The sequence below is a fragment of the Nonomuraea sp. CA-143628 genome (assembly GCF_050942315.1).
Taxonomy (GTDB): Bacteria; Actinomycetota; Actinomycetes; order Streptosporangiales; family Streptosporangiaceae; genus Nonomuraea.
In genome coordinates this window covers 4,821,558-4,843,302 of the sequence record NZ_CP192072.1, presented here as the reverse complement: position 1 = coordinate 4,843,302, position 21,745 = coordinate 4,821,558, and the positions used below count along the sequence as shown (strand labels likewise).

Here is a 21,745-nt window from a genome sequence, read left to right as displayed (position 1 = left end):
TGATCGGCCGTACCCTCCGCAAGTCCTGCCGCGAAATGCGCGGGCGGTGGCTGCCACCGCCGCCCGCGCGGGAGGTCTCCGTGCGCATCACTCTGTCGATCATCCTGGTCCTCGCCGCGCTGCTCGCCATCCCCACCGTCATCGGGGCGATCGGCGGTCTGGAGAGCACCGAAGGCGGCGAGGTCGCCGTCGTCCGCGACGGCGGCTGGTTCGACGACAACCAGGTACGCCAGGTCATCGACCCGGGCTCCGGCCTGACCTGGACGGGCATGTGGTCCTCCGTCCACCCCTATCCCGCGCAGCAGCGCTTCTACACGATCACCGCCGACGCCAAGCGCGCCACCACGCTCGGCGTGGACGTGGTGACGGTGCCGAGCAGCGACGGCGTGAACCTGGGCATCGAGGGCACCCTGTACTTCACGCTCAACCTCGACCACGACGCGCTGAAGAGATTCGACGACAAGTACGGCACGCGCACGTACCGCGCGCAGAACGACGAGTCGCTGGCCGCCTGGGACGGCGACGACGGCTGGTCGGCGTTCTTCGGCCAGGCCGTCCGCCCCGTGGTGGACAACGCGCTACGCGGACAGCTGGGCAACATGCGCTGCGCCGAACTCGTCCCCTCGTGCTCCCTGTTGGTGAACACGGCGCTCAAGGACCAGGGCGCCGACACCAAGGCCCAGAGCAGCAACACGAACATCACCAGGGTCCAGAACGCCATCAACGCCACCCTGGCCCAGGACCTGCCCCAGGCGCTGGGCGGCGAGTTCTTCACCGGCCTGCGGTTCACCCTGGCCAAGGTGACGCTGCCGGCCGAGGTGCAGCAGGCAGTGGACAGATCGCTGGCCGCCAACGCCGCCGTCTCCGAGGCCCAGGCCCGGGTGGCCCAGGCCAAGGCCGAGTCGGCCGCGAACCAGGCCCGGCAGGAGGGCTACGACAAGTGCCCGGCCTGCGCCGAGATCGACAAGCTCAAGTCACTCCCCCAGGGCATCACCGTCTACGCCCCGGGGAACCCGCAGTCCATCGTGACGCCGACCCGCTGAGGGATCCCGGCCCGCTGGGGTGATCCCGCCCGTTGAGGTGATCCCGCCCGCTGGGGTGATCTCGCCCCGTTGAGGTGATCTTGCCCCGTTGAGTGATTCCGGCCTGCTGAGTGATTCCGGCCTGCTGAGTGATTCCGGCGAGTTGAGGTGATCTCGGCCCGTTGAGAACCGTCCGGGCGCTCATGTGCGATAGCTGAGGTGTGAAACGGTTCCACCTCAGCCGGCGCGAGCCCCCGGACGTCGGCTCCGAAAGCACGGACGCCGAGTTGATCGCCGCGATCGCCGCGGAGAGCGTCACGGCGCTGCGCCTGCTCCACCGCCGGCACGCCCCCTGGCTCAGAACCCGGCTGGCCCGCCGCTGCGCCGACCCCGACGTGGTCGACGACGCCTTGCAGGACACCTTCCTCGCGGTGTGGAAGGCGGCGGCCCGCTTCGACGGGGGCAACGCCGCAGGCTGGCTGTGGACGATCGCGTTACGCCGCCTCGTCTCGGCCCTGCGCGGCCGCGGCTCCCACCGGTTCGGCCCGCACCGGTTCGGCGGTGAGCCGGTCGACGGCCGAGCCCTCGACGAGCGGGCCGTCGAAGAGCACGCCATCGCGTCGGCCGAGGACGTCGCGCTCCTCGGCCTCGAGCACGGGGACCTCGGCGCCGCCCTCAACCGCCTCTCGCCGGAGCTGCGCGCGGTCATCCAGGCGACCGTTCTCGACGGGCTGACCGTCAAGGATGCCTCCCGGCTGCTCGGCGTCCCGGAAGGAACCATCAAGACCCGGGCGATGCGCGCGCGGGCTCGGCTCAGGGAGGAACTCGCATGAGCTGGCACATCACCGACGATCTCATGGACGCCTACCGGTCAGGCGGGCTCGATCCCGCCCAGGCCATGTCGGTGGACGCGCACCTCGGCGGCTGCCCGGACTGCCGGGCGGCGGTGCCGTACGAGGAGGACTGGCTGCGCGACTCCTGGCAGCGGCTGGAGGCCGAGGTGCTCAGCCCGCGCCCGTCGCCGATGGAGCGGCTGCTGGGGTTGTGCGGCGTTCCCCAGCACGTGGCCAGGCTGCTGACCGCCACGCCGACGATGAACGGGGCGTGGGTCGCCGCGGTGGTCGCGGCGCTGACGTTCGCGGTGCTCGCGGCCAGGAAGTCGGACACGTTCCTGCCGCTGTTCCTGGCCGTCGCGCCGATACTGCCGCTGGCCGGGATCGCCCTCGCCTACGGGCCTCGGGTGGATCCGGTGCACGAGTCGCTGGCCGCGACCCCGCTGTCGGGGGCGCGCCTGCTGCTGATCAGGGCCACCGGCACGCTGGCCGTGGCCGTGGTGCTGGCCGCCGTGGCGTCGCCACTGCTGCCCGCCCCCGCATGGCTGAGCGCCGCGTGGCTGCTGCCGTCGCTCGCTATGACGTCCTGCTGCCTCCTGCTGTCGTCGCGGCTGCCGGTGCCGGTGTCCGCGCTCACGACGGGCGGCCTCTGGCTCCTGGGGGTGGCCGCCGTCGGCGGCGCCACCGGTGACCTGCTCGCCCCCTTCGGGCTCGCCGCGCAGATCGGGTACGGCTGCGCGGCCCTGCTGATGTCCCTACGTCTCTACTCCAAGGTGACCGCCTGATGCTCCATATCCGTGACCTGACCAAGAAGTACGGCCGCAAGCACGTGCTCGACGGGCTGACCTTGTCCGTCGGGCCCGGCGTGACCGGGCTGCTCGGGCCGAACGGCGCGGGCAAGACCACGCTGCTTCGCTGCCTGGCCACCACGCTCTCCTACGACGGCGGCCACGTCGACGCGTTCGGCCTGGACCCCGCGCAGGCGAGCCAGCGCACCGCGCTGCGGCGCAGGCTCGGCTACCTGCCGCAGGACCCCGGCCACTACCCGCACTTCACCGCGTTCGACCTGGTCGACTACGTGGCGATACTCAAGGAGCTGACCGACAGGCGGCACCGCCACAGCGAGGTACGGCGGGTGCTGGCCGAGGTCGACCTCACCGACCAGGCCAGGACGAAGGTCCGCAAACTGTCCGGCGGCATGCGTCAGCGGCTGGCCCTGGCCCAGGCTTTGCTGGGCGAGCCGGAACTGCTGATCCTGGACGAGCCGACCGTGGGCCTGGACCCGGAGCAGCGGATGCTGTTCAGGGCGCTCGTCTCCCGGCTCGGCGAGAGCCGTACAGTGCTCCTTTCCACCCACCAGACGGAGGACGTCGCGGCGCTCTGCGAGCGCGTGGTCACCATGGCCCGCGGCCGCGTCGTCTTCGACGGAACCCCGGGCGGGCTGGCCGCCACCGCGGCCGGGCAGGTGTGGTTGTCGGACCGGCCGCCGACGGAGTCGCGGCTGTTCTGGCGCACCGCCGACGGCCGCTACCGCACGCTCGGCGACCGCCCGCCCGGGGCCGAACCCACCGATCCAGGTGTGGAGGACGGCTATCTGCTGCTGATCGAGGAGGCGGCATGACCGAGCGACCGACCACTGACCGAATCGGCGACACGATCGACCAGCCATCCGCCGACCGGAGCGGCCAGATGACCGGACAGCGATCCGCTGACGGGAGTCGCCACATGACCGGGCAGCTGTTCCGGGTCGAGCTGCGCAGGATGGCCAGCCACCCGCTGGTGTGGGGCATGGCCGCGCTGGTGCTGGCCGTGCAGCTGCACCTCAGCTGGGACCAGCAGCCGGACCTCACTGTCGATCCGGTCCACGCCACCGGGATCGCCGCCTGCCTGGCGGGGGCGCTGCTCGTGGTGGCGAGCCTGGCCGTGTCGCGCGACGGACGGCATCGGATGCCGGAGCTTCTCGCGGGTCTGCCGGGGCGGGCCGAGGTGCGTACCAGGGCGGTGCTCTTCGCGGCCGTCGTGGTCGCCGTGGTGGGACAGGCGCTGGTCGTCGGCGGCTACCTGCTGGTACGGGCGCTGAGCGGGCCCGCCGGCGGGCGGCTGGACGTGTTCGAGCCGCTGACCGCGCTCGGCGTCGGCGCGCTGGCCGCCACCCTCGGCGTGACCGTGGGCCGATGGGTCCCCTGGCTGATCGCGGGGCCGGTGGTCGTGGCCGGGCTGGGGTTGCTGATCTTCTTCAACACCAACCCCGGCACCTGGTGGCTGCCGGTGATGCAGACGCACTGGATGGACTGGCCCGACCGGCCTACCGGCCCCCACCTGGTCTACGTCCTGGCCCTGGCCGCGCTGGCGGGCCTGGTCGCGCTGCTGCGGCACGGGCGCCGGCCGGTCGCGCTCGTCGCGGCCGTGGTCGCGCTGGCCGTCGCGGTGCCTGCGGGGGCCACCGCGGCGGCGGTACGGCCCGTGGCCCTCTTCCCGACCGGAAGGACGCTGACCATTGACGACGTCGACGCGCGCGTGCGGGAGCAGTACTTCGGCCGGGGCGCCTACCGGTGCGAGCGGCGTGAGGGAGTGCGCTACTGCGCTCTGTCGGACTACGCGTCGTGGATCCCGCTGTGGGCCGGAGTGATCGCGCCCATGGTCCGCGCCGTGCCGCCGGGCGCGCGCGATCGCGTTCCCCCGGTGAAGCAGTACACCTCGACCTGGTGGTACACGGTGGAAGACCGCGTCGCCATAGCGCCCATGGCGTGGGGCGCGTACGACCAGCGCAAGCTGCTGGCGCAGGGCGTCGCGCTCGACATCGTCGGCGACTTCAACACCGCGTGCGACGCGCGTGGCCAGGCCCGCATGGTCGTCGCCCTCTGGCTGATGGGGCAAGCCTCGGCGATCGTGCTCCCTCAGGAAAGCCTGAACATGGACGGGCGCACGGCCATGCGCTCCGGCGTCGGCTACGGGGACAGCGAGGTCGGATACGCCAAGCTCCTGCTTCAGTCCCCCGATGCCCGGGAACGCGTCTGGACCAACTGGGACACGCTCATGCGCCCCGCCACCACCGTCGAGCAGGCGCTCGCCCTGCTCGGACTGCCCCAGCGCTACCCGATCACCAAGCCGCAAGGGACCCCATGCCGATGACCGCGCAAAGAACCGCGCCCACGCCCGCGCCTGGCACCGCGCCGACAAGCCCGGCGACGACCTCACCGGCAACCACGCTGACAAGCCCGCCGACGACCTCGCCGACAATCGTGCCGAAGACGGCGCGGCTCGCTGTGCCGCTCCTGCTCCTGCGGCCGCTGGTCCGCGCCATCGACTGGTCCCCGCTGGTGGTGGTCACCCTCTTCACCGCGGGGCTGGTCACGCTGGCCGACTTCGGGCAGCCGCTCGGCAGCGCCATGGGGCTCATTCTGCTGCGGATCGCCGGCACGCTCCTCGGCTCCGCCGCCGCCTTCGCGCTGGTCGACGCCATGTCCGGCGGTCCGGAGCCGGTGCCGCACCGGTTACGGCAAGCTCAGCGGTGCCTGCTCGCCGGCGGCGTCGCCGTCGCCGTCTGGCTGGGCGCCTTCGCCTACGTGCTGTCGAGGCTGCCCGAGGAGACCCTGTTCCCCGTCGGGGACATGCTGATCGAGGTCGGTGTCTGCCTGGGGATCGGGCTGGCGGCCGCGGCGACCGCCGTCCGGTACGCCGCCGGACGGCAGGCCGCCATGGCCGCCGTGGTCGTGCAGCTCGTTCTGGTGCTGGGCACGATCCTGCTGCCGCCGGAGGTCAGGCTGTGGCCGCCGACGTGCGGGTTCGGCCATTGGGACGAGGCGCACCGGTTCTGGCTGTTCGCGTTGCCGGTGCCGTACCTGTGGCTGGTGGTGTCAGGCCGTGACCTTCGGTGACTCGCCGGCGCGGGGGCGGCGCCAGGAGCCCTTGAAGGCGGCGATCGAGAGCAGGAAGACCACCTGGCCGGCCAGCGCCACCCACAGCCAGGATCCCCACCCGCCGCCGGCCTTCACCACCATCGGTGAGATCACCAGCAGGGCCACGATCATGACCCGGACCACCATGCCCCAGAGGCCCAGTGCCGCGCCCTGGAGCCGGGAGTCGACGTCTTCGGCGTCCTCGGAGAAGTTCGCCATCCAGGGGACGTAGGCGACGCCCAGGACCAGGAACAGGATCGCGTAGACCAGGGTGACCGTGCCGACCGTGGCGCCCGTGCCGATGAGGCTGATGAAGTAGGCGAGCGTCGCGACCGTCAGCACGATGCCCACGGCCGTGAACGGCTTGCGCAGCTCCAACCGGTCGGAGATCCGGCCGATCACGATGACGGCCAGCGCGTTGAGCAGGATGCCCAGGGCGACGACGCGGTTGGCCTCGGCGGTCTCCATCCGGAACGAGTCGGCCAGGATCGTCTGGCCGAAGATCGCGAAGGTCCAGTAGAGCACCTGCCAGCCGGTGTTGCCGAGCACGTGGGCCCAGAGGTGCGGATGCCGGAACAACTCCTTCACCTTGCCCGGGTCGATCTTCTCCTCGGAGGCCACCGCCTCTTCCTGCCGCATGATCTGGGCCCGCAGGGCCGCCGACGGCTCGGCGATCTGCCAGATGATGACCCCGCACAGGATCAGCGAGACGACGCCCATGATGATCGCCTGCGACTGCCAGGCGTTGCCGAACATCGGCAGCGTGAAGCCGGCGATGAACGAGGCGAGGAAGGAGGCGCCGACCGGCCCCCAGGTCCAGAACGCGAACGCCTGGGCGCGGCCCAGGCGCGGCGAGAAGTCGCGGACGAGCGAGGCGGTGATCGTGATGCCCGCGCCCTCGATGAACAGCATCAGGCAGCGCACCGCGAACAGCTCGCCGACCGAGTCCACGGTGGCCAGCAGGAAGTTGCAGGCCGCGGTGACGGTCAGCGTGGGCACGAGGATCGTGACCCGGCCCCACCGGTCGGACAGGATGCCGCCGAACCCGGCCGACAACCCTCCCACCAGCACCGAGACGGCGGCGATCTGCCCGTAGACCGTCAGGGACATCTTCAGGTCGTCCAGCAGCAACGGCAGGATCGTGGCGATCGTCGTCTCGAAATTGGCCACCAGGCTCGCCAGCACGGCTATCGCCAGGAGCCAGACCCGCCGGCGGCCGACTGGGTACACGCTCAACTCGCGGACATAGAACGGCTTCATTACCCGGTCCTTAGGGGGACGGTGCGTGACTGTCGCTTTAGAACGCGTTTCTAGTTGCTGTTGAGCCTGCCGTTTTATCCAGATAAGTCAAGCTTTGTGGCTATCACGATGTGATCTCGGTCACACAGCCAGCGTTGTGATTGAATCGCTGCCATTTCGCAGAACACGGGTCCCTTTATAGGCATAAACTGCGCGCCTGTGAGCCTGCCTGTACGTGAACGTTCCCCCCGGCCGGGCGGCGGTCGACACCGCCGTCCCGTGCCCACGTCCCTGCCGCCGGACGCCCCTGTCCTCGTCCTCGCGGTGCCGGGCAGCACCACGGGCGTGGCAGAGGAGATCGCGGCCGTGGTACGCGTCGACAACCCTCAGATCGAGGTACGCCTCACCAGCGTTACCGATCTCGCCGATTCGCTCCCCTCGGGGCGCGAGTCGATCGTGGTGCCGCTGCTGACCTGGGACGATCCGATCGTCCTGGCCGAGATCGGCAAGGCCGTCGCGGCGGCCGGGTCGAACGCGGTCGTGACCGAGGCGCTCGGCCCGCACCCGCTGCTGGCCGAGGCGCTGCACATCAGGCTGGCCGAGCGCGGGCTGGCCAGGGCCGACCGGGTCCGGCTGCTGAACGTCTCCAGCCCCGTCGACGCCATCATCCTCGGCACGGTCGGCGGCGAGCGGGCCGTGCACGCCGTCCAGGCGACCGCGGTGCTGCTCGCCTCGCGCCTCACGCTCCCCGTGGTCGCCGCCTCCCTCGACAGCGATCCGGGCGTGCCGGTGGCGGCCGAACGGCTGCGGGCCGCCGGCGCCACGCGCCTGGCCATCGCTCCCTGCCTGATCGGCCACGAGGCGCCGGCGGAGGTGGTCGAGCAGGCCGCCACGGCGGTCCGCGCCGGTCACGCCGAGCCGCTCGGCGCGCACAGCGCGGTGGCCGAGCTCGTCGCGCGGGCCTACGGAAGCCAGCTCGCGACCTGACAACGCTGTCCAGGCCGCCACGGACGAACGAACCGCGGCGGCCTGGGCTCTCAAGCCTCGTGCTTGACCAGTGCCGCCGTGCTCTCGCGGACGATGAGGTCCGTGGCCAGCTCCACCCGGCGGCTCTCGGGGGCCTCCCCGCGCTTCATCGCCAGGACCGTGCGCGTCGCCAGGGCGGCCATCTCCTGCAGTGGCTGGCGGACCGTGGTGAGCGGAGGCCAGGCCGACTTCGACAGGGGCAGGTCGTCGAAGCCGACGACGCTCAGATCTTCGGGTACGCGCAGGCCGCGCTGGCGGGCCGCCTCGAAGACGCCGAAGGCCATGAGGTCACTGCCCGCGAAGATCGCCGTCGGCGGGTCGGGCAGGGAGAGCAGGGCATGACCCTGGTCGTGGCCGGACTCGACCAGGAAGGTGCCTCTGCGGATCAGCGTGGGGTCCACCTCGACGCCCGCGGTCTCCAGCGCCGCCCGGTAGCCGTCGATGCGCGCCTGGCTGCAGAGCATGTCGCCCGGCCCGCTGATCATGCCGACCCTGCGGTGGCCCAGCTCCAGCAGGTGGCGGGTGGCCGCCAGGCCACCGTGCCAGTTGGTGGCGCCCACCGAGACCACGCCCGGCGCCGGCTCGCCCTCCGGGTCGACCACCACGAACGGCAGTGAACGGGCGCTCAGCTGCGCCTGGACCCCGGTCGAGAGTTTGGAGGCCACGACGACCACGCCGTCGGTCCGCCGCGAGGCCAGCCGGTCCAGCCAGTCTCTGCCGGGACCCGCGTGGGTGTGCAGGACCGACATGACGACGCTCGCCCCCGCGTCGCGGGCCGCGGACTCGGCGCCGCGGACGATCTCCATCGCCCACGGCGACTCGATCTCGGCGAACACCAGGTCCACCAGGCCCGAGGGCGTGTCGTCCTGGCTGGTGCGCCGCTGGTAGCCGTGCTCGTGCAGGAGCCGTTCGACGCGGTGGCGAGTCTCCGGCGCCACTTCGGGACGGCCGTTGATGACCTTGGACACCGTGGGGATCGAGACCCCGGCCTCCTCGGCTATCAGGGCGATCGTCACCCGCCTCTTCGCTGGCATGAGCCGGAGTCTAACCGAAACTTTCGGTCCTGAGTCGGGATCACCTCCACGATGGCTATTGACGCATTACAGACAGGCTACTTATGCTCCGGGAAACGAAATTATCGGGGGAATTTACGAAACTTTCAGCAGCGGAGAAGGGAACCCCTATGAGGCGCAGTCTCGTACTGGTCGCCACGGCCTTACTCCTCGCCGGCTGCGGCGGTGGCGGGACCGCGGAGCCCGCGCAGAGTGGCAAGCCGGCCTCGGCCGCGAAAGTGACGCTCGAGTGGTGGCACTTGTCAACCTCCGAGCCGATGAAGACGATCTGGGCGACCCGGGCCAAGGAGTTCGAGGCCGCGCATCCCAACGTCACCGTGAAGCTCACCGTCCTGGAGAACGACGCCTACAAGGCCAAGATCACCACGCTCACGCAGTCGGGCAAGGCGCCCGACCTGTTCGCCACGTGGGGCGGCGGCGTCCTGAAGCAACAGATCGACGCGGGCCTGGTCAAGGACATCAGCTCCGATGTCGCTCCCGTCGTGGACGGCTTCACCAAGGCGTCGCTGGCGGCCTACCAGTTCGACGGCAAGACGTACGCGCTGCCGACCGACATCGGGATGGTCGGCTTCTGGTACAACAAGCAGCTCTTCGCCAAGGCGGGCATCACGGCGCCGCCCGCCACGTGGACACAGCTCCTGGAGGCCGTCAAGAAGCTGAAGGCGGCGGGGACCACCCCGATCGCGCTGGCCGGCAAGGAGAAGTGGCCCGGCCACTACTACTGGGCCTACCTGGCCATGCGCATCGGCGGGCTGCCCGCTCTGCAGCAGGCCGGGGTGGACCACGACTTCACCAAGCCCGACTTCGTCGCCGCCGGACAGCAGCTCAAGGCGCTGGTCGACCTGCAGCCGTTCCAGAAGGGCTTCCTCGGGGCCGGCTACGGCACTCCTGACGGCCAGGCCGCGACCATGTCCAACGGCAAGGCCGCGATGGAGCTGATGGGCCAGTGGGCGCCGAGCGTCCAGGCGTCGTCGGGCAAGGGGCTCGGCGACAACCTGGGCTTCTTCCCCTTCCCCACGGTCGACGGCGGCAAGGGCGCGATCACCGAGGCGTTCGGCGGCGGCGGTGGCATCGCGGTGGGCGCCGACGCGCCCGCGGAGGCGGTGGAGTTCGTGAAGTTCATGACCGAGAAGGGCAATCACGCCAAGGCCGTCGAGTCCGGCGGGGTGCTTCCCGTGCTGAAGGGCGAGGAGAGCGCGGTCAAGGACGCCAACCTGAAGGTGGTGGCCCAGTCGCTGGCCTCCGCCACCGGCTTCCAGCTCTTCCTCGACCAGGCGTACCCGCCCGCGGTCGGCCAGGAGGTCAACGACAGCGTCGCGCAGCTCATCGCGGGAACCAAGACACCCCAGCAGGTCGTCGACGCCATCACGGAAGTGGCCAAGAGCGAATGACGACGCTGACCCGGGGGCCCGAGGCGCCCGCGCTCCCGGCCCCCGCCTCCCCCTCACGGGGGCGGCGGCGCGGCTGGGTGACGATCGCGCTGTTCGTGCTGCCCGCGCTGGTGCTGTTCCTGCTGCTCGTCGTGGCGCCGATCCTCATCGCCTTCTACGCCAGCGCCTTCAAGTGGAACGGCTTCGGCGGGCTGCCGACGAACTTCATCGGGCTGGACAACTTCACCCGGTTGTTCGGCACGGAGGTCTTCCGGGACGACGTCTGGCACCTGGTGGTCCTCGTCGTCCTGTCCGTCGTGATACAGCTGCCCATCTCGCTGGGCATCGCCATGCTGCTCAACCAGCGCATCCGCGGGCGGACACTGTACAGGCTGGTGTTCTTCGCGCCGTACGTGCTCTCCGAAGTGATCACCGGTGTGCTGTTCTCCCTGATCCTGTCGCCGGACGCGGGGGTGGCCAACCGGATCCTGGGCCTGGTCGGGCTGAACTCCGACTGGCTCGCCGACCCCGACACCGTGATGCTGTCGCTCTTCCTGGTCATGACGTGGAAGTACTTCGGCTTCCACATGATGATCTATCTGGCCGGGCGGCAGAACATCCCCGACGAGCTGATCGAGGCCGCCCAGATCGACGGCGGCACTCCGTGGCGGGTGTTCTGGCACGTCACGCTGCCGCTGCTGGGGCCGACGATCAGGATCAGCGTGTTCCTGTCGGTCATCTACACGATCCAGCTGTTCGACCTGGTCTGGATCCTCACCCAGGGCGGGCCCTCGCACTCCTCGGAGACGATGGCCGTCACGATGCTGGAGTTCGGGTTCAAGCGGTCCCAGGTCGGCTACGCCAGCGCGATCAGCGTGGTGATGTTCGCCCTCAGCCTCGTCTTCGCCCTCGCCTACCAGCGCTTCGTGATGCGCCGCGACCTCGAGGGCGCCACCACCAGGATGGGAGACCGCCGATGAGACGCCAGACGCTGCCCCTGCACGTGATCGCGTGGATCGTCGGCGCGTTCATCCTCATCCCGGTGATCTACGCGCTGCTCGGCGGTTTCAAGAGCACCGCCCAGCTTTCGGTCAACCCGTTCGGCCTGCCCGACCCGTGGGTCCCGTCCAACTACACCGACGTGCTCACCGAGGGCTCGTTCTGGCGACAGCTGTGGAACAGCACCTTCATCGCGCTGGCCTCGACCGTGCTCGTCGTCGCGCTGTCGGCGCTGGCCGCCTTCGTCTTCGCCAGGTTCGCCTTCCGGGGCAGGGAGGTGCTGTTCACGCTGTTCACGATGGGGCTGATGTTCCCGTTCGCGGTGGCGATCCTGCCGATCTTCGTGCTGCTGCGTACGTTCGGCCTGCTCGACAGCCCGCTCGGCGTGATCCTCACGCAGGCCGCCTTCGGGCTGCCGCTGACGATCCTCATCCTGCGCGGCTTCTTCAGGAGCATCCCCGGCGAGATCGAGGAGGCGGCCACCATCGACGGCTGCTCGGCCTTCGGCTTCTTCTGGCGCATCCTGCTGCCGATGGCCCGGCCCGCGCTGGCCACCGTCTCCGTCCTGGCGATCGTCGGGAGCTGGAACAACTTCATGCTGCCGCTGGTCGTCTTCAGCGACGAGTCCGGATGGACGCTGCCGCTGGGCATCCAGCAGTTCCAGGGCCAGTACAGCACCGACACCGCCCGGATCCTCGCCTACCTCGTCCTGGCCATGGTGCCCGCGCTCGGGTTCTACGCCATCGCCGAACGCCACCTGATCGGTGGCCTTACCGCTGGTGCCACGAAAGGGTGAACATGCTGCAGGTTTCCGGAAGCCGGCTCGTCACCGCCGACTCCACTCCGGTACGGCTACGCGGGGTGGGGCTCGGAGGCTGGCTGAACATGGAGAACTTCATCACCGGCTACCCCGCCAACGAGACGGCGATGCGCGAGGCCGTACAAGGGGTGCTGGGCGAGGATCGGGCGGAGCTGTTCTTCGAGCGGCTGCTGACCTCGTTCTTCACCGAACAGGACGCGGCGCTGCTGGCCGGGCTGGGGGTGAACTGCGTGCGTATCCCGGTCAACTACCGCCATCTGGAGTCCGACCAGCGGCCCCTCGAGGTCATCGAGCACGGCTTCCGCCACCTCGACCGCGTGGTCGACCTGCTCGGCTCGTACGGCGTGTACAGCGTCATCGGCCTGCACGCCCTGCCCGGCGCCCAGAACCAGCACTGGCACTCCGACAATCCCACCCACGTCGCCGCGTTCTGGAACCATCGCCACTTCCAGGACCGGGCCATCCACCTGTGGGAGGCCATCGCCGACCGCTACCGCGAGCACCCCTGGGTGGCCGGGTACAACCCGGCCAACGAGCCCGGCGATCCGAGCGGCAAGGTGATCGGGCCGTTCTACGACCGGCTGGTCAAGGCGGTGCGCGCCGCCGATCCGGGGCACGTGCTGTTCCTCGACGGCAACACCTACGCCACGGACTTCTCGATCTTCCGCGAGGTGTACGGGAACACGGTCTTCGTCTGCCACGACTACGCCCTGGCCGGGTTCGCGCACGGCGGGCCGTACCCCGGCTACACCCGCGGTGAGTGGTGCGACCGGGGCGAGCTGGAGCGGACCTTCCAGAAGCGGTCCCGGTTCCAGCGCGCGACGGGGACACCGCTGTGGGTGGGTGAGTTCGGGCCCGTCTACACCGGTCACCCCGAGATCGACGAGCAGCGCTACCGGATCCTGCGCGACCAGCTCGACATCTACGACGAGCACGGGGCCGGTTGGTCGCTGTGGACGTACAAGGACGTGGGGCTGCAGGGGCTGGTCCACGCGGAGGGACCGTACCTCGACAGGTTCGGGGCGTTCATCGCCAAGAAGCGGCGGCTCGGCGCGGACCGGTGGGGCTCCACCATGGAGGAGTCGGCCGACGTCCTGGCGCCGCTGCACACGCTGCTCGACACCGAGGCGCCCGGCTGGGCTCCCTATCCGTGGGGGGCGCGTTACCAGGCCGACGACCTGATCCGGCACATCCTCATCGCGCAGGCGATGCTGCCCGAGTACGCCGAACTGTTCAGGGGGTTGTCCGACGACGAGGTGGTGGAGCTGGCCGACTCCTTCGCGCTGGAGCGGTGCGTACGGCGGCAGCCGCTGCTCGACCTGCTGGCCGCGAACCTGGGCGAGTAAGTGCCGGGGCGGTCTTCGGGCGCGATGTTCCGGCGCCGGCGCTGTCTTCTTCCGGCGACACGGCTGTGGTGTCACGCGGGATTGTCGGTGGCACACCCTACGATGAGGCTCCTCACGGAGGGATACCCACATGCTGGACTCGCTGATCGTGCCCCTGTTCGTCACCACGGACCTGCCGCCGCAGGCGGACCTGGCCGAGTTCGGGGAGTTGCTGGCAGAGACGGCGCGGACGCTGGACCATGACGACGTGAGCTACGCCGCGTTCCTTTCGGGCAAGGTGTTCTGGCTCGACCGCCCGGTGCTGCCCCGGCAGCGGCCCGCGGCCGAGGGTGAGCCCAGGTTCGCGGCGCTGCTCGGCTACCTGGCCGCCTCCGGGACCGGGCACACCTCGCGTGACGTGGTGGCCGACGCGCGCCGGGCGATCGACGCCGCCGTCACCTCCCGCTACGGCGACGTGGGGGCGGCGCCCGCCGTGTTCGCGATCCGCGACCGTGACGTGCGGGAGCGCACCCCCGAGACGGCCGTCTACGTCGGCACTCGCGACGCCGCCGCCGACCTGGTCACGGTCACCCGCCCCTACCTCTGACCCCGTCCGACGACAGCGGCACAGGGGCCAGAGGTACGCACGCCGGACGTGCGGGCGCCAGACGTACAGGCGTCAGGGCGTGCGGGCGTCAAGGTGTGCAGGCGTCAGGTGCGTCAGCGCGGGGTCAGTTCGACGAACGACACGCCCGGCATCGGCAGGTTGAAGTCCACCATCACCACACCGCCCTCCGCCGTGACCAGGGCCGCCGGGGTCAGCTCGTCCAGGGTGTTGTCCGAGCGCAGCTTGTCCCACTGGTGTTCTTGGGGCCAGTCGCCATCGCCCATCGCCCGCCAGACCGCCCCGATGTTGGAGTGCCACTCGTCGATGCGGTGGTGGGTGAGCGTGTAGTCCCCGTCGAGGCCCGCGACCGTCAAGGAGACCGCGCGCGACAGCTCCGGGGCCCCGTCGGCCTGCGCCTGGTTGAGCGTGCCGTTCCAGGCCAGCACCCCGACGCGCCCGTCCGCGTGCCGCGCCGCCCAGACCTCGACCCCGCCGGCGTCACCTTCGACCACGGTCGCCAGTTCCTCATCGCCCAGGCGGGTGGCCAGCGTGAGCGCGTGGAAGCGGGGCTTGCGCAGGTTGCCGACCGTCAGCAGGCCGAAGCCGCCGTGGAAGAGCCGTGGCGGCCGCCCCAGCTCCTCGAAGTGGTCCGAGGCCACCCAGTGCGACACTGCGGCCAGCCGGCCGGCCGCCGACTTCATGCCGTGCAGCAGGAACGTGGCCCCGAACGGCCCGTCCCCGATGCCGTGGAAGTGGGTCGGGGTGGGGCCCCACTCGGTCCACCAGACGGGGGTGTCCGGCATGCCGTACCTGGCCAGGGCCGGGCGCCAGTCGAGCGGGGCGTTGCCGTAGGTGTGGGTGGAGATGAAGTCGAGCTCCGCGCCCGATTCGGCGACGTGCGCCAGCAGTTCCTCCACCCAGCCGTTGGCCGCCGAGGCGGGCCCGCCGACCCGCAGCGACGGGTGCACGTTCTTCACGGCGGCGGCGCTGACGTCGTAGAGCAGGAAGTACTCCTCGGGCGTGCCCGTCCAGAAGACGGCGAGGTTGGCCTCGTTCCACACCTCGAAGGCCCAGTTCTCGATGAGCTCCTGGATCCCGTACCTGTCGACCAGATGCTCGACCAGTGCTCTGACCAGGTCGCTCCACGCCTCGAAGTCCTTGGGCGGGGAGATGATCGCCTCATAGCCGAACACCGTTTTGGACGGGTCGGCGGCCAGGTCACGCGGCATGTAGCCGAGTTCGACGATCGGCCGCAGGCCGAGCGCCATGATCGTGTCGTAGACCTCGTCGACCTTGCCGAAGTCGTAGACCGCCTGGCCGTCGACCTCCTTGTAGACCCCGAGGTCGTCGCCGAAGATGGCGTGGGCGCGGACGGTCTCGACCCCGAACTCCTCGCGCACGACGCGCAGCGCCTCGGTGAGCTCCGCGCCGATGGGCCGGCCGCCCGTCTCGTCCTTGCTCAGCAGGTACGACAGGTGCTCGGAGCCGATCATGTACCGCCACGGCCGGGGCAGGTCGCGCGCCACGGCGGCGGCGTCGACCCGCACGCTGACCGCCGCCGGACCGCCCGCCAGCGGAGCCGCCGGGACCGCCGCCGAGACGGGCCCGACGGTCTCCATGGAGGCGACGGCCGCGACCGTGTACGACGCCGCGCCGTGCCCCGTGTCGACATAGCGGCAGGCGGGCACGGCGGCCACGTCCACGTCGGGCTGCGACACCGCGACGCCGTCCCTGTGCACCAGGTAGCCGATCGCCTCCGGCACGGGCTCCCACGTCAGCGTCACATGGCCCACGCCGGGGGCGGCCCGCAGCCCGGCCGGCGCCGGAAGGCTCAGCTCGGCGGCCGGAACCGCCTGGCCCGACGCCTGGTGGATGCGTTCTCGCCAGTCACGGTGCGCGGCATCAGCCGTACTCATCTGGGATTCCCCGATCTGTTGGAGGGTTCAGTTGGTGGGAGGGACCCCCTGAACGGCCCACTCCTCGATTTCCATCACCGGCCGGAGTTTCGCCTCGACGCCCGCGCCACCGAAGTAACGGTGCAGGTCGCCGCCGGTGAGCACGTTGCCCAGGGCGGCCATGACCATGCCCTGGTCGAGCGCGAGGTACCACTTCGACACGGCGCCCGAGCGGACCGCGACGGAGTCGTAGAAACCGCCGGGCCCGTAGGCGTCGAAGTTCTTGCGGATCTTGGCCAGGTTATCCATCGCCTGGGCCCGCGCGTACGGCAGAGCCAGGAAACTGGCGTGCGGAGTGACGACTCCCTCGCCGTAGGCGGCAGGTTCCGGCTGGGCCGGGCGGCAGCCCTCGTACCCGGGATCGGTGCTGGTGCGCTCCTCGTCGGAGGTGTAACCGGGGGTGTCCATGCCGAGCGCGTCCACGCCGTACTCGCGGTAGCCGCCGCGCGGGTCGTTGGACGGCGAGAAGCCCCAGTAGCCGTACTTCGCCTCGCGCAGGCCGTGCTCGATCTGCGCCTTCACGAACACCGGGTGGTTGCGGCCCCAGCTCCGGGGCGCCCACTTCGCCTCGGGCACGACCAGGTCCGGCATCAGCGCCTCGAACATCGAGCCGCCCCAGTTCGGGACGAACCGCATGCCGCGGTAGCCGTACGTGCCCTCCCAGACGTTGACGCCCAGGTACGTCTTCCACGCCCCGACCGGCTTCTGGTCCTGCCAGCCGAAGTCGCAGCCGTTGTCGGGGAAGGTCCGGTAGGGGCCGAAGTAGCTCTCGCGCGGGATCTGGCCGAGCGCGATGCCCACGTACTGGGCGATTCGCGTTTCGGCGGGCGCGCCGTAGTGGTGGCAGGTGGACCAGACCTTGGTGCCGGTGCCCGCGTAGTCGCTCTCCACCGAGCAGCCCTCGGGCTTCTCCGGCCAGAAGCCGCCGCGGATCAGCCCGGTGCCCGCGTCGGGGCGGGCGGCCGGGTCGTAGTAGGAGGCGAAGTTCATGGAGGTGACCAGCTTCGTGGCCCGCGCGGAGTGGCGGGGCACGGCGTTGCGGACCATCATCAGGGCCGTGGCCAGCCAGCTGTTGTCCACGCTGGAGGCGAACAGCCGCACCGGGTCGCCGTTGTCGGGCCAGGTGTGGACGAGCTGGAGGGTCGCCGGGTCGTACCAGTTGTAGTACTGGCCGGTCGGGGTGTCGCGGTCCATCCGCTCCAGCGCGTCGAGCACCTTGCCGACGCGGGCCGTGGCCTCGCCGGGGGCGATGAGGCGCAGGTCGCGGGCGACGAGCGTGCTCCACAGGTAGGTGCCGATGTTGGTGGGCGAGGTGACCTTGGCCCGGGTCTTCAGGTCGCCGGTGACCTTGTCCGACGGGATGCCGGTGGCGGGGTCGACCATGGCTGCCATCGACCGCCACGTGTCCTTTGCGTACTGAAATAACGTGCTATTTCCCGATGAAGCGCTGGCCGGGCTGGGCACAGCGGCGGCCAGCACCAGCAGGCCGGCGATCACGGCTGTCTTGCGCATGGGGGTGCTCCTCTACTTGAGGCCGGACGTGGCGATGCCCTGGATGAAGAAGCGCTGCAGGAAGACGAACAGGACGAGGATCGGCGCGACCACGATCATCGCCCCGGCGATGAGCAGGTTGTAGTGGCTGCTCTCGTGGCTGTTGAGGATGTTCAGGGCCACGGGCAGCGTGTAGACGTCCTCCGACTGCGCCACCACGGCCGGCCAGAGGAAGTTGTTCCATGATCCGAGAAAGGTGATCAGGCCCAGCGTGGCCATCGCGGGCTTGCAGAGCGGCAGCACGATCCTGAAGAAGATCCGGAACTCCCCCGCCCCGTCCACCCGCGCCGCGTGGATGAGCTCGTCGGGCAGCTCCGCGATGAACTGCCGCATCATGAACACGCCCAGCGGCGTGATCAGACCCGGCAGGATGATGCCGAGGAAGGTGTTGACCATGCCGAGCCTGGCGATCAGCACGAACTGCGGGATCATCAGCACGATCGCCGGCACCGCCATCTGCACCAGCACCAGCCCGAAGACGGCGTCCCTGCCACGGAAGCGCATCTTGGCGAACCCGTAGCCGACCATCGAGGAGAAGAGCAGGTTGCCGGCGACGATGACCAGCGCGACGAACACACTGTTGGCGAACGCCTGCCCGATGTGCACCCGCTGCAGGAGCTCGGAGTAGTTGTCCAGCGTGAACGTCTCGGGCCAGAACGTCGGCGGGTCGCGCCGGATCTCCGGCTCCGGCTTGAACGAGCTGAGCCCCGCCCACAGGAACGGTCCGACGACCAGCAGCAGCCCGACGCTCAGGCCGAGATAGGTGATCAGGTTCTGCCTGCGGGTCCGCCTCACCGCGCCCTCCCGATCCTGAGCTGGAGTACGGCCAGCGCGATGATCACCGTGAACAGCACGGTCGCGGCGGCCCCCGCGTAGCCGTAGTTGCCCACGCCGAACTGCTTGAAGATGGCCAGCGACGCCGACAGCGTGGAGTTCAGCGGCCCGCCGCCGGTCATGATCAGCGGCTCCTCCAGGAACTGCAGGAACCCGGTCGAGCTGTAGACGGTGCAGAACAGGATCACCGGCCGCAGCTGCGGCAGCGTGACCGACCTGAACCGCTTCCACCGCCCGGCCCCGTCCACCTCCGCCGCCTCGTACAGCTCCCGGGGGATCCCCTGCAGCGCCGCGAGGAAGACCACCATGTCGAACCCGAAGCTCCGCCAGGCCGTCATCACGATGATCGACGGCAGCGCGGTGGCCTGGTCCTGCAGCCAGGCGGCCCCCTGGAGGCCGACCAGCCCCAGCAGCCGGTTGACCAGTCCCGCCTCCGGCTCCAGCAGGAACTTCCACGCGACCGCGACGCCGATGATGCTGGTGATGTGCGGCAGGTAGTAGCCGAGCCGGAAGAAGGCGGCGGGCAGCCGGGAGATGCCGGAGTTCAGCGCCACGGCGGCGGCCAGGCCGAGCCCGATGGTCAGCGGCAGCCCGGTGATCACGAAGATCGCGGTGTTCAGCGCCGCCTCGCGCATCGCCTCGTCGCCGGCCAGCCTGATGTAGTTCTCGACGCCGACCGGGTCGACGGCCAGCGGGTCGGTGACGTCCGTGCTGCGCATGTCGGTGAAGCTCATGCCCAACCCGGCCAGCAGCGGCCCGAGGTAGAACACCACGAACATGAGCACGAACGGCAGCACGAACACCCAGCCGAGCCCGCCCCTGCGAAGGAGGACCATCACTACAGGCCGGTGCCGATCGTGTCGGCCTGCGCCTGGATGGCCTTGGCCGTCTGCTCCGGCGTCTGCTTACCGAGCGCCAGCTTCTCCAGCTCGGTCTCGAACACCTTCGCCACCTGCTCCCAGGTCGGGTACGGCGGCGGCGTCTTGGCGTCCTTGAGCTGCTCGCCGAAGACCGCGAGCTGCTTGTCCGAGGCCAGCTCCGGCTCCTGCCAGGCCGACTGGACACTGGGCAGCGCCTTCACCGTGGTGTACCACTTGGCCTGCACCTTGGGGTCGGTGAGCCACTGGATGAACTTCCAGGAGGCGTCGCGGTTCTTGGCCTGCTTGAAGACCACCAGATCGGAGCCGCCGACGAAGCTGGTCGCCGAGACCGGGCCCTTCGGATAGGGCGCGACGTCGAACTTGTCCTCGAAGTCCGCGCCGCCGTCGTTGTTCAGCACGCCGACCATCCAGGGGCCCGAGAAGAAGCCGCCGACCTCGCCCTTGATGAAGTTCTGCGGGAAGGCGCCCTTGGCGGTGTCGTTCGGGGCCAGCTTCTCCTGGAAGAGCGAGGCGTACTGCTTGAGCGCGGTCACCGCCTCGGGGGTGTCGAAGGTGTACTTGCCGTCCTTGACGATCTCGCCGCCGGCCTGCCAGATCAGCGGCACCAGCTCCTGCCAGGAGCCCTCGTTGTAGCCCTGGTTGAAGCCCTTCTTGGCGCCGCCCTTCTCCTTCAGCGCCTTGGCGAACGTCTTGAGCTCGGCCCAGGTGGCCGGCGGCTTGACGCCCGCCTTCTCAGCCTGGTCCGTGCGGTAGTACAGGACGCGGGTCTCGACGTACCACGGAACCCCGTACGCGGTGCCGTTCACGTCCACGGTCTGCCAGGCGCCGGGGAAGAACGCGGCCTTGTCGATGAGGTTGCCGGGTGTGGGGTCCAGCACGCCGGTCTTGGACAGCTCACCCGCCCAGGTGGAGCCGATCATGCTGATGTCGGGGGTGGCGCTGCCCGCGATGGCCGAGGTGATCTTGTCGTGGGCGACGTCCCAGCCCATCGGCGTCACGTTCACCTTGACGCCCGGGTTGGCGCTCTCGAAGTCCTTGGCGAACGCGCCGAGCGCCTTGCCCTCCTCGCCGATCCCCCAGACGGTGATCTCGCCGGCCACCGCGCCGGTCTTGACGTCCTGCGCCTTCTCGGGCGCCTGGCCGGCACCGCGCCCGCAGCCGGTGATCAGTATCGCGAGAGTGAGCAGACCGGCGGCGGAGCGCCGGGGCGAGGGGTTCACTTGGGTTCCTCCTGGGGGTGGTGACCGCAACTGGCGCGCAGCACCAGCTCGGTGGTCAGGACGAGGTGGTTCGGGGTGTCGCGGGCGCCGGTGATCAGCTCGTCGAGCGCCCGCGCGGCGCGCGCGCCCAGCTCGCGCATCGGCTGGCGGATGGTGGTCAGCGCCGGGCGGGCGTGGCGGGCGGCCATGATGTCGTCCCACCCGGTCACGGCCAGCTCGTCGGGTACGGCCAGCCCGAGCTCCTCGGCGGCGAGCAGGGCGCCCAGCGCCACCTCGTCGTCGGAGCAGACGATCGCCTCGGGCCGCGCCGGAGCGCGCAGCAGGGCCAGGGCGGCCTGGTAGCCGCACTCGACGGTGTAGTGCTCCGTCGGCACCGCCTCGATCGCGGTGCCGAGGACGGACCTGACCCCCTGCCAGCGTTCGTCCACGTCGTCACCCGTCGCGATCGGCGCGCCGAGGAAGGCGAAGCGCCGGTAGCCGTGTCCCAGCAGGTGCTCGGCCAGCGCGCGGGCCGAGGCGGTGTTCTCGCTGCGCAGCGTGTCGGCCCCGGCCAGCGGCTCGCGGGAGACGAACACGAGCGGCATCCGCATCCGGACCAGCTCGGCGACCAGGTCGTCCGGAACCGTGTGGCCGAAGACCATCAGCCCGTCCACCCGCCCCGCGAGATCCTTGACCAGGTCGTGCACCCGGCTACGGCCCTTGGTGGACAGGATCACCACCGACCGGCCCAGCTCGGAGGCCACCTCCTCGTAGCCGAGCAGCACCTCGGTGTAGTACGGGCCCGCGAGGTTGGGGAAGACGATGCCGTTGGCGGCGTGGCGGCCCTCGGCCAGGCTGACGCCGAGGCGGCTGGGCGTGAAGCGGAGCTCCTCGACCGCCTTCAGCACCTTCTCGCGCGTCTTGGGCGCGACCGGCCCCGTGCCCCGCAGCGTGCGCGACACGGTCGCGATCGACACGCCCGCGCGCCGCGCCACCTCGTAGATCGTCACGTCCATCCAGGCCGCTCCTTCTTTGTGTAAGCGCTTCCACCCGCAGCTGTGTAAGCGCTTACAGAAAGGCAGTCTGTCAGGCGTGTCAACATTTCGTACAGA

The 21,745-nt window shown here is 70.3% G+C and carries 20 protein-coding genes; 12 read left to right on the top strand and 8 right to left on the bottom strand.

Translation table 11 applies throughout. The features are described 5' to 3' along the window. Positions 1-80: 80 nt before the first annotated feature. From ACQP2T_RS22140 to ACQP2T_RS22115, 6 genes are all read left to right on the top strand, one after another. Positions 81-1,043, top strand: coding sequence for an SPFH domain-containing protein (locus ACQP2T_RS22140; RefSeq protein ID WP_433518007.1), 963 nt, complete (start codon positions 81-83; stop codon positions 1,041-1,043). 200 nt (positions 1,044-1,243) lie between these two features. Further along, positions 1,244-1,855, top strand: a complete 612-nt coding sequence (locus ACQP2T_RS22135; protein ID WP_433518006.1) for an RNA polymerase sigma factor — start codon at positions 1,244-1,246, stop codon at positions 1,853-1,855. After that, entirely contained in the window at positions 1,852-2,640 is a 789-nt protein-coding gene (locus ACQP2T_RS22130; protein WP_433518005.1) for a zf-HC2 domain-containing protein, read from the top strand. Before ACQP2T_RS22135 ends, ACQP2T_RS22130 begins: the two co-directional genes overlap by 4 nt. Next, complete coding sequence (locus ACQP2T_RS22125; protein ID WP_433518004.1) at positions 2,640-3,476, top strand: ATP-binding cassette domain-containing protein; 837 nt, start codon at positions 2,640-2,642, stop codon at positions 3,474-3,476. The genes ACQP2T_RS22130 and ACQP2T_RS22125 overlap by 1 nt, the downstream gene beginning before the upstream one ends. Then, positions 3,473-4,987, top strand: a complete 1,515-nt coding sequence (locus tag ACQP2T_RS22120) for a hypothetical protein (protein ID WP_433518003.1) — start codon at positions 3,473-3,475, stop codon at positions 4,985-4,987. Before ACQP2T_RS22125 ends, ACQP2T_RS22120 begins: the two co-directional genes overlap by 4 nt. Further along, on the top strand, positions 4,984-5,733 hold the full coding sequence (locus ACQP2T_RS22115) for a hypothetical protein (RefSeq protein ID WP_433518002.1): 750 nt from the start codon (positions 4,984-4,986) through the stop codon (positions 5,731-5,733). Before ACQP2T_RS22120 ends, ACQP2T_RS22115 begins: the two co-directional genes overlap by 4 nt. On the opposite strand, the gene ACQP2T_RS22110 is transcribed toward ACQP2T_RS22115, so the two are convergent. Then, positions 5,713-7,014, bottom strand: a complete 1,302-nt coding sequence (locus ACQP2T_RS22110) for an MFS transporter (RefSeq protein ID WP_433518001.1) — start codon at positions 7,012-7,014, stop codon at positions 5,713-5,715. The genes ACQP2T_RS22115 and ACQP2T_RS22110 overlap by 21 nt on opposite strands. Before the next feature lie 258 nt (positions 7,015-7,272). Between ACQP2T_RS22110 and ACQP2T_RS22105 the strand changes: the two genes are divergently transcribed. Next, complete coding sequence (locus ACQP2T_RS22105; protein ID WP_433518000.1) at positions 7,273-7,980, top strand: sirohydrochlorin chelatase; 708 nt, start codon at positions 7,273-7,275, stop codon at positions 7,978-7,980. Positions 7,981-8,030: 50 nt separating this feature from the next. Here ACQP2T_RS22105 and ACQP2T_RS22100 read toward each other — a convergent pair whose 3' ends face one another. After that, positions 8,031-9,053, bottom strand: coding sequence for a LacI family DNA-binding transcriptional regulator (locus tag ACQP2T_RS22100; protein WP_433517999.1), 1,023 nt, complete (start codon positions 9,051-9,053; stop codon positions 8,031-8,033). Between the two features lie 149 nt (positions 9,054-9,202). Between ACQP2T_RS22100 and ACQP2T_RS22095 the strand changes: the two genes are divergently transcribed. The 5 genes from ACQP2T_RS22095 to ACQP2T_RS22075 all read left to right on the top strand — a co-directional run bounded on the left by ACQP2T_RS22095 (position 9,203) and on the right by ACQP2T_RS22075 (position 14,213). Further along, on the top strand, positions 9,203-10,483 hold the full coding sequence (locus ACQP2T_RS22095; protein WP_433517998.1) for an extracellular solute-binding protein: 1,281 nt from the start codon (positions 9,203-9,205) through the stop codon (positions 10,481-10,483). Further along, a complete protein-coding gene (locus tag ACQP2T_RS22090) occupies positions 10,480-11,442 on the top strand; it encodes a carbohydrate ABC transporter permease (protein WP_433517997.1) in 963 nt (320 codons plus the stop codon). The genes ACQP2T_RS22095 and ACQP2T_RS22090 overlap by 4 nt, the downstream gene beginning before the upstream one ends. Continuing rightward, positions 11,439-12,257 carry a carbohydrate ABC transporter permease gene (locus ACQP2T_RS22085; protein ID WP_433517996.1) on the top strand — a complete coding sequence of 273 codons (819 nt, stop codon included), beginning with the start codon at positions 11,439-11,441 and terminating at the stop codon, positions 12,255-12,257. Before ACQP2T_RS22090 ends, ACQP2T_RS22085 begins: the two co-directional genes overlap by 4 nt. A gap of 2 nt (positions 12,258-12,259) precedes the next feature. Continuing rightward, positions 12,260-13,627 carry a glycoside hydrolase family 5 protein gene (locus ACQP2T_RS22080; RefSeq protein ID WP_433517995.1) on the top strand — a complete coding sequence of 456 codons (1,368 nt, stop codon included), beginning with the start codon at positions 12,260-12,262 and terminating at the stop codon, positions 13,625-13,627. 130 nt (positions 13,628-13,757) lie between these two features. Continuing rightward, positions 13,758-14,213 carry a hypothetical protein gene (locus ACQP2T_RS22075; RefSeq protein WP_433517994.1) on the top strand — a complete coding sequence of 152 codons (456 nt, stop codon included), beginning with the start codon at positions 13,758-13,760 and terminating at the stop codon, positions 14,211-14,213. 113 nt (positions 14,214-14,326) lie between these two features. Here the strand turns inward: ACQP2T_RS22075 and ACQP2T_RS22070 are convergent, their stop codons facing one another. From ACQP2T_RS22070 to ACQP2T_RS22045, 6 genes are read right to left on the bottom strand one after another with little or no spacing between them, the layout of a single operon-like run. Continuing rightward, positions 14,327-16,129, bottom strand: a complete 1,803-nt coding sequence (locus ACQP2T_RS22070; RefSeq protein ID WP_433517993.1) for a GH39 family glycosyl hydrolase — start codon at positions 16,127-16,129, stop codon at positions 14,327-14,329. Positions 16,130-16,156: 27 nt separating this feature from the next. Next, positions 16,157-17,680, bottom strand: a complete 1,524-nt coding sequence (locus tag ACQP2T_RS22065) for a glucoamylase family protein (RefSeq protein ID WP_433517992.1) — start codon at positions 17,678-17,680, stop codon at positions 16,157-16,159. A gap of 12 nt (positions 17,681-17,692) precedes the next feature. Further along, the gene (locus ACQP2T_RS22060; protein ID WP_433517991.1) at positions 17,693-18,514 is read right to left on the bottom strand and encodes a carbohydrate ABC transporter permease; all 822 of its coding nucleotides are present in this window, start codon (positions 18,512-18,514) and stop codon (positions 17,693-17,695) included. After that, positions 18,511-19,389 carry a carbohydrate ABC transporter permease gene (locus ACQP2T_RS22055; RefSeq protein ID WP_433517990.1) on the bottom strand — a complete coding sequence of 293 codons (879 nt, stop codon included), beginning with the start codon at positions 19,387-19,389 and terminating at the stop codon, positions 18,511-18,513. The genes ACQP2T_RS22060 and ACQP2T_RS22055 overlap by 4 nt, the downstream gene beginning before the upstream one ends. 2 nt (positions 19,390-19,391) lie before the next feature. Continuing rightward, a complete protein-coding gene (locus ACQP2T_RS22050) occupies positions 19,392-20,654 on the bottom strand; it encodes a sugar ABC transporter substrate-binding protein (protein WP_433517989.1) in 1,263 nt (420 codons plus the stop codon). Further along, positions 20,651-21,649, bottom strand: a complete 999-nt coding sequence (locus tag ACQP2T_RS22045) for a LacI family DNA-binding transcriptional regulator (RefSeq protein WP_433517988.1) — start codon at positions 21,647-21,649, stop codon at positions 20,651-20,653. The genes ACQP2T_RS22050 and ACQP2T_RS22045 overlap by 4 nt, the downstream gene beginning before the upstream one ends. Positions 21,650-21,745: the final 96 nt, after the last annotated feature.

Excerpts from the sequence above, each read along its gene's own strand:
- ACQP2T_RS22100 (WP_433517999.1), bottom strand. The coding sequence starts at position 9,053 with ATGCCAGCGAAGAGGCGGGTGACGATCGCCCTGATAGCCGAGGAGGCC.
- ACQP2T_RS22120 (WP_433518003.1), top strand. The coding sequence starts at position 3,473 with ATGACCGAGCGACCGACCACTGACCGAATCGGCGACACGATCGACCAG.
- ACQP2T_RS22075 (WP_433517994.1), top strand. The coding sequence starts at position 13,758 with ATGCTGGACTCGCTGATCGTGCCCCTGTTCGTCACCACGGACCTGCCG.
- ACQP2T_RS22130 (WP_433518005.1), top strand. The coding sequence starts at position 1,852 with ATGAGCTGGCACATCACCGACGATCTCATGGACGCCTACCGGTCAGGC.
- ACQP2T_RS22080 (WP_433517995.1), top strand. The coding sequence starts at position 12,260 with ATGCTGCAGGTTTCCGGAAGCCGGCTCGTCACCGCCGACTCCACTCCG.
- ACQP2T_RS22070 (WP_433517993.1), bottom strand. The coding sequence starts at position 16,129 with ATGAGTACGGCTGATGCCGCGCACCGTGACTGGCGAGAACGCATCCAC.
- ACQP2T_RS22090 (WP_433517997.1), top strand. The coding sequence starts at position 10,480 with ATGACGACGCTGACCCGGGGGCCCGAGGCGCCCGCGCTCCCGGCCCCC.
- ACQP2T_RS22085 (WP_433517996.1), top strand. The coding sequence starts at position 11,439 with ATGAGACGCCAGACGCTGCCCCTGCACGTGATCGCGTGGATCGTCGGC.
- ACQP2T_RS22110 (WP_433518001.1), bottom strand. The coding sequence starts at position 7,014 with ATGAAGCCGTTCTATGTCCGCGAGTTGAGCGTGTACCCAGTCGGCCGC.
- ACQP2T_RS22045 (WP_433517988.1), bottom strand. The coding sequence starts at position 21,649 with ATGGACGTGACGATCTACGAGGTGGCGCGGCGCGCGGGCGTGTCGATC.
- ACQP2T_RS22055 (WP_433517990.1), bottom strand. The coding sequence starts at position 19,389 with ATGGTCCTCCTTCGCAGGGGCGGGCTCGGCTGGGTGTTCGTGCTGCCG.
- ACQP2T_RS22115 (WP_433518002.1), top strand. The coding sequence starts at position 4,984 with ATGACCGCGCAAAGAACCGCGCCCACGCCCGCGCCTGGCACCGCGCCG.
- ACQP2T_RS22095 (WP_433517998.1), top strand. The coding sequence starts at position 9,203 with ATGAGGCGCAGTCTCGTACTGGTCGCCACGGCCTTACTCCTCGCCGGC.
- ACQP2T_RS22065 (WP_433517992.1), bottom strand. The coding sequence starts at position 17,680 with ATGCGCAAGACAGCCGTGATCGCCGGCCTGCTGGTGCTGGCCGCCGCT.
- ACQP2T_RS22125 (WP_433518004.1), top strand. The coding sequence starts at position 2,640 with ATGCTCCATATCCGTGACCTGACCAAGAAGTACGGCCGCAAGCACGTG.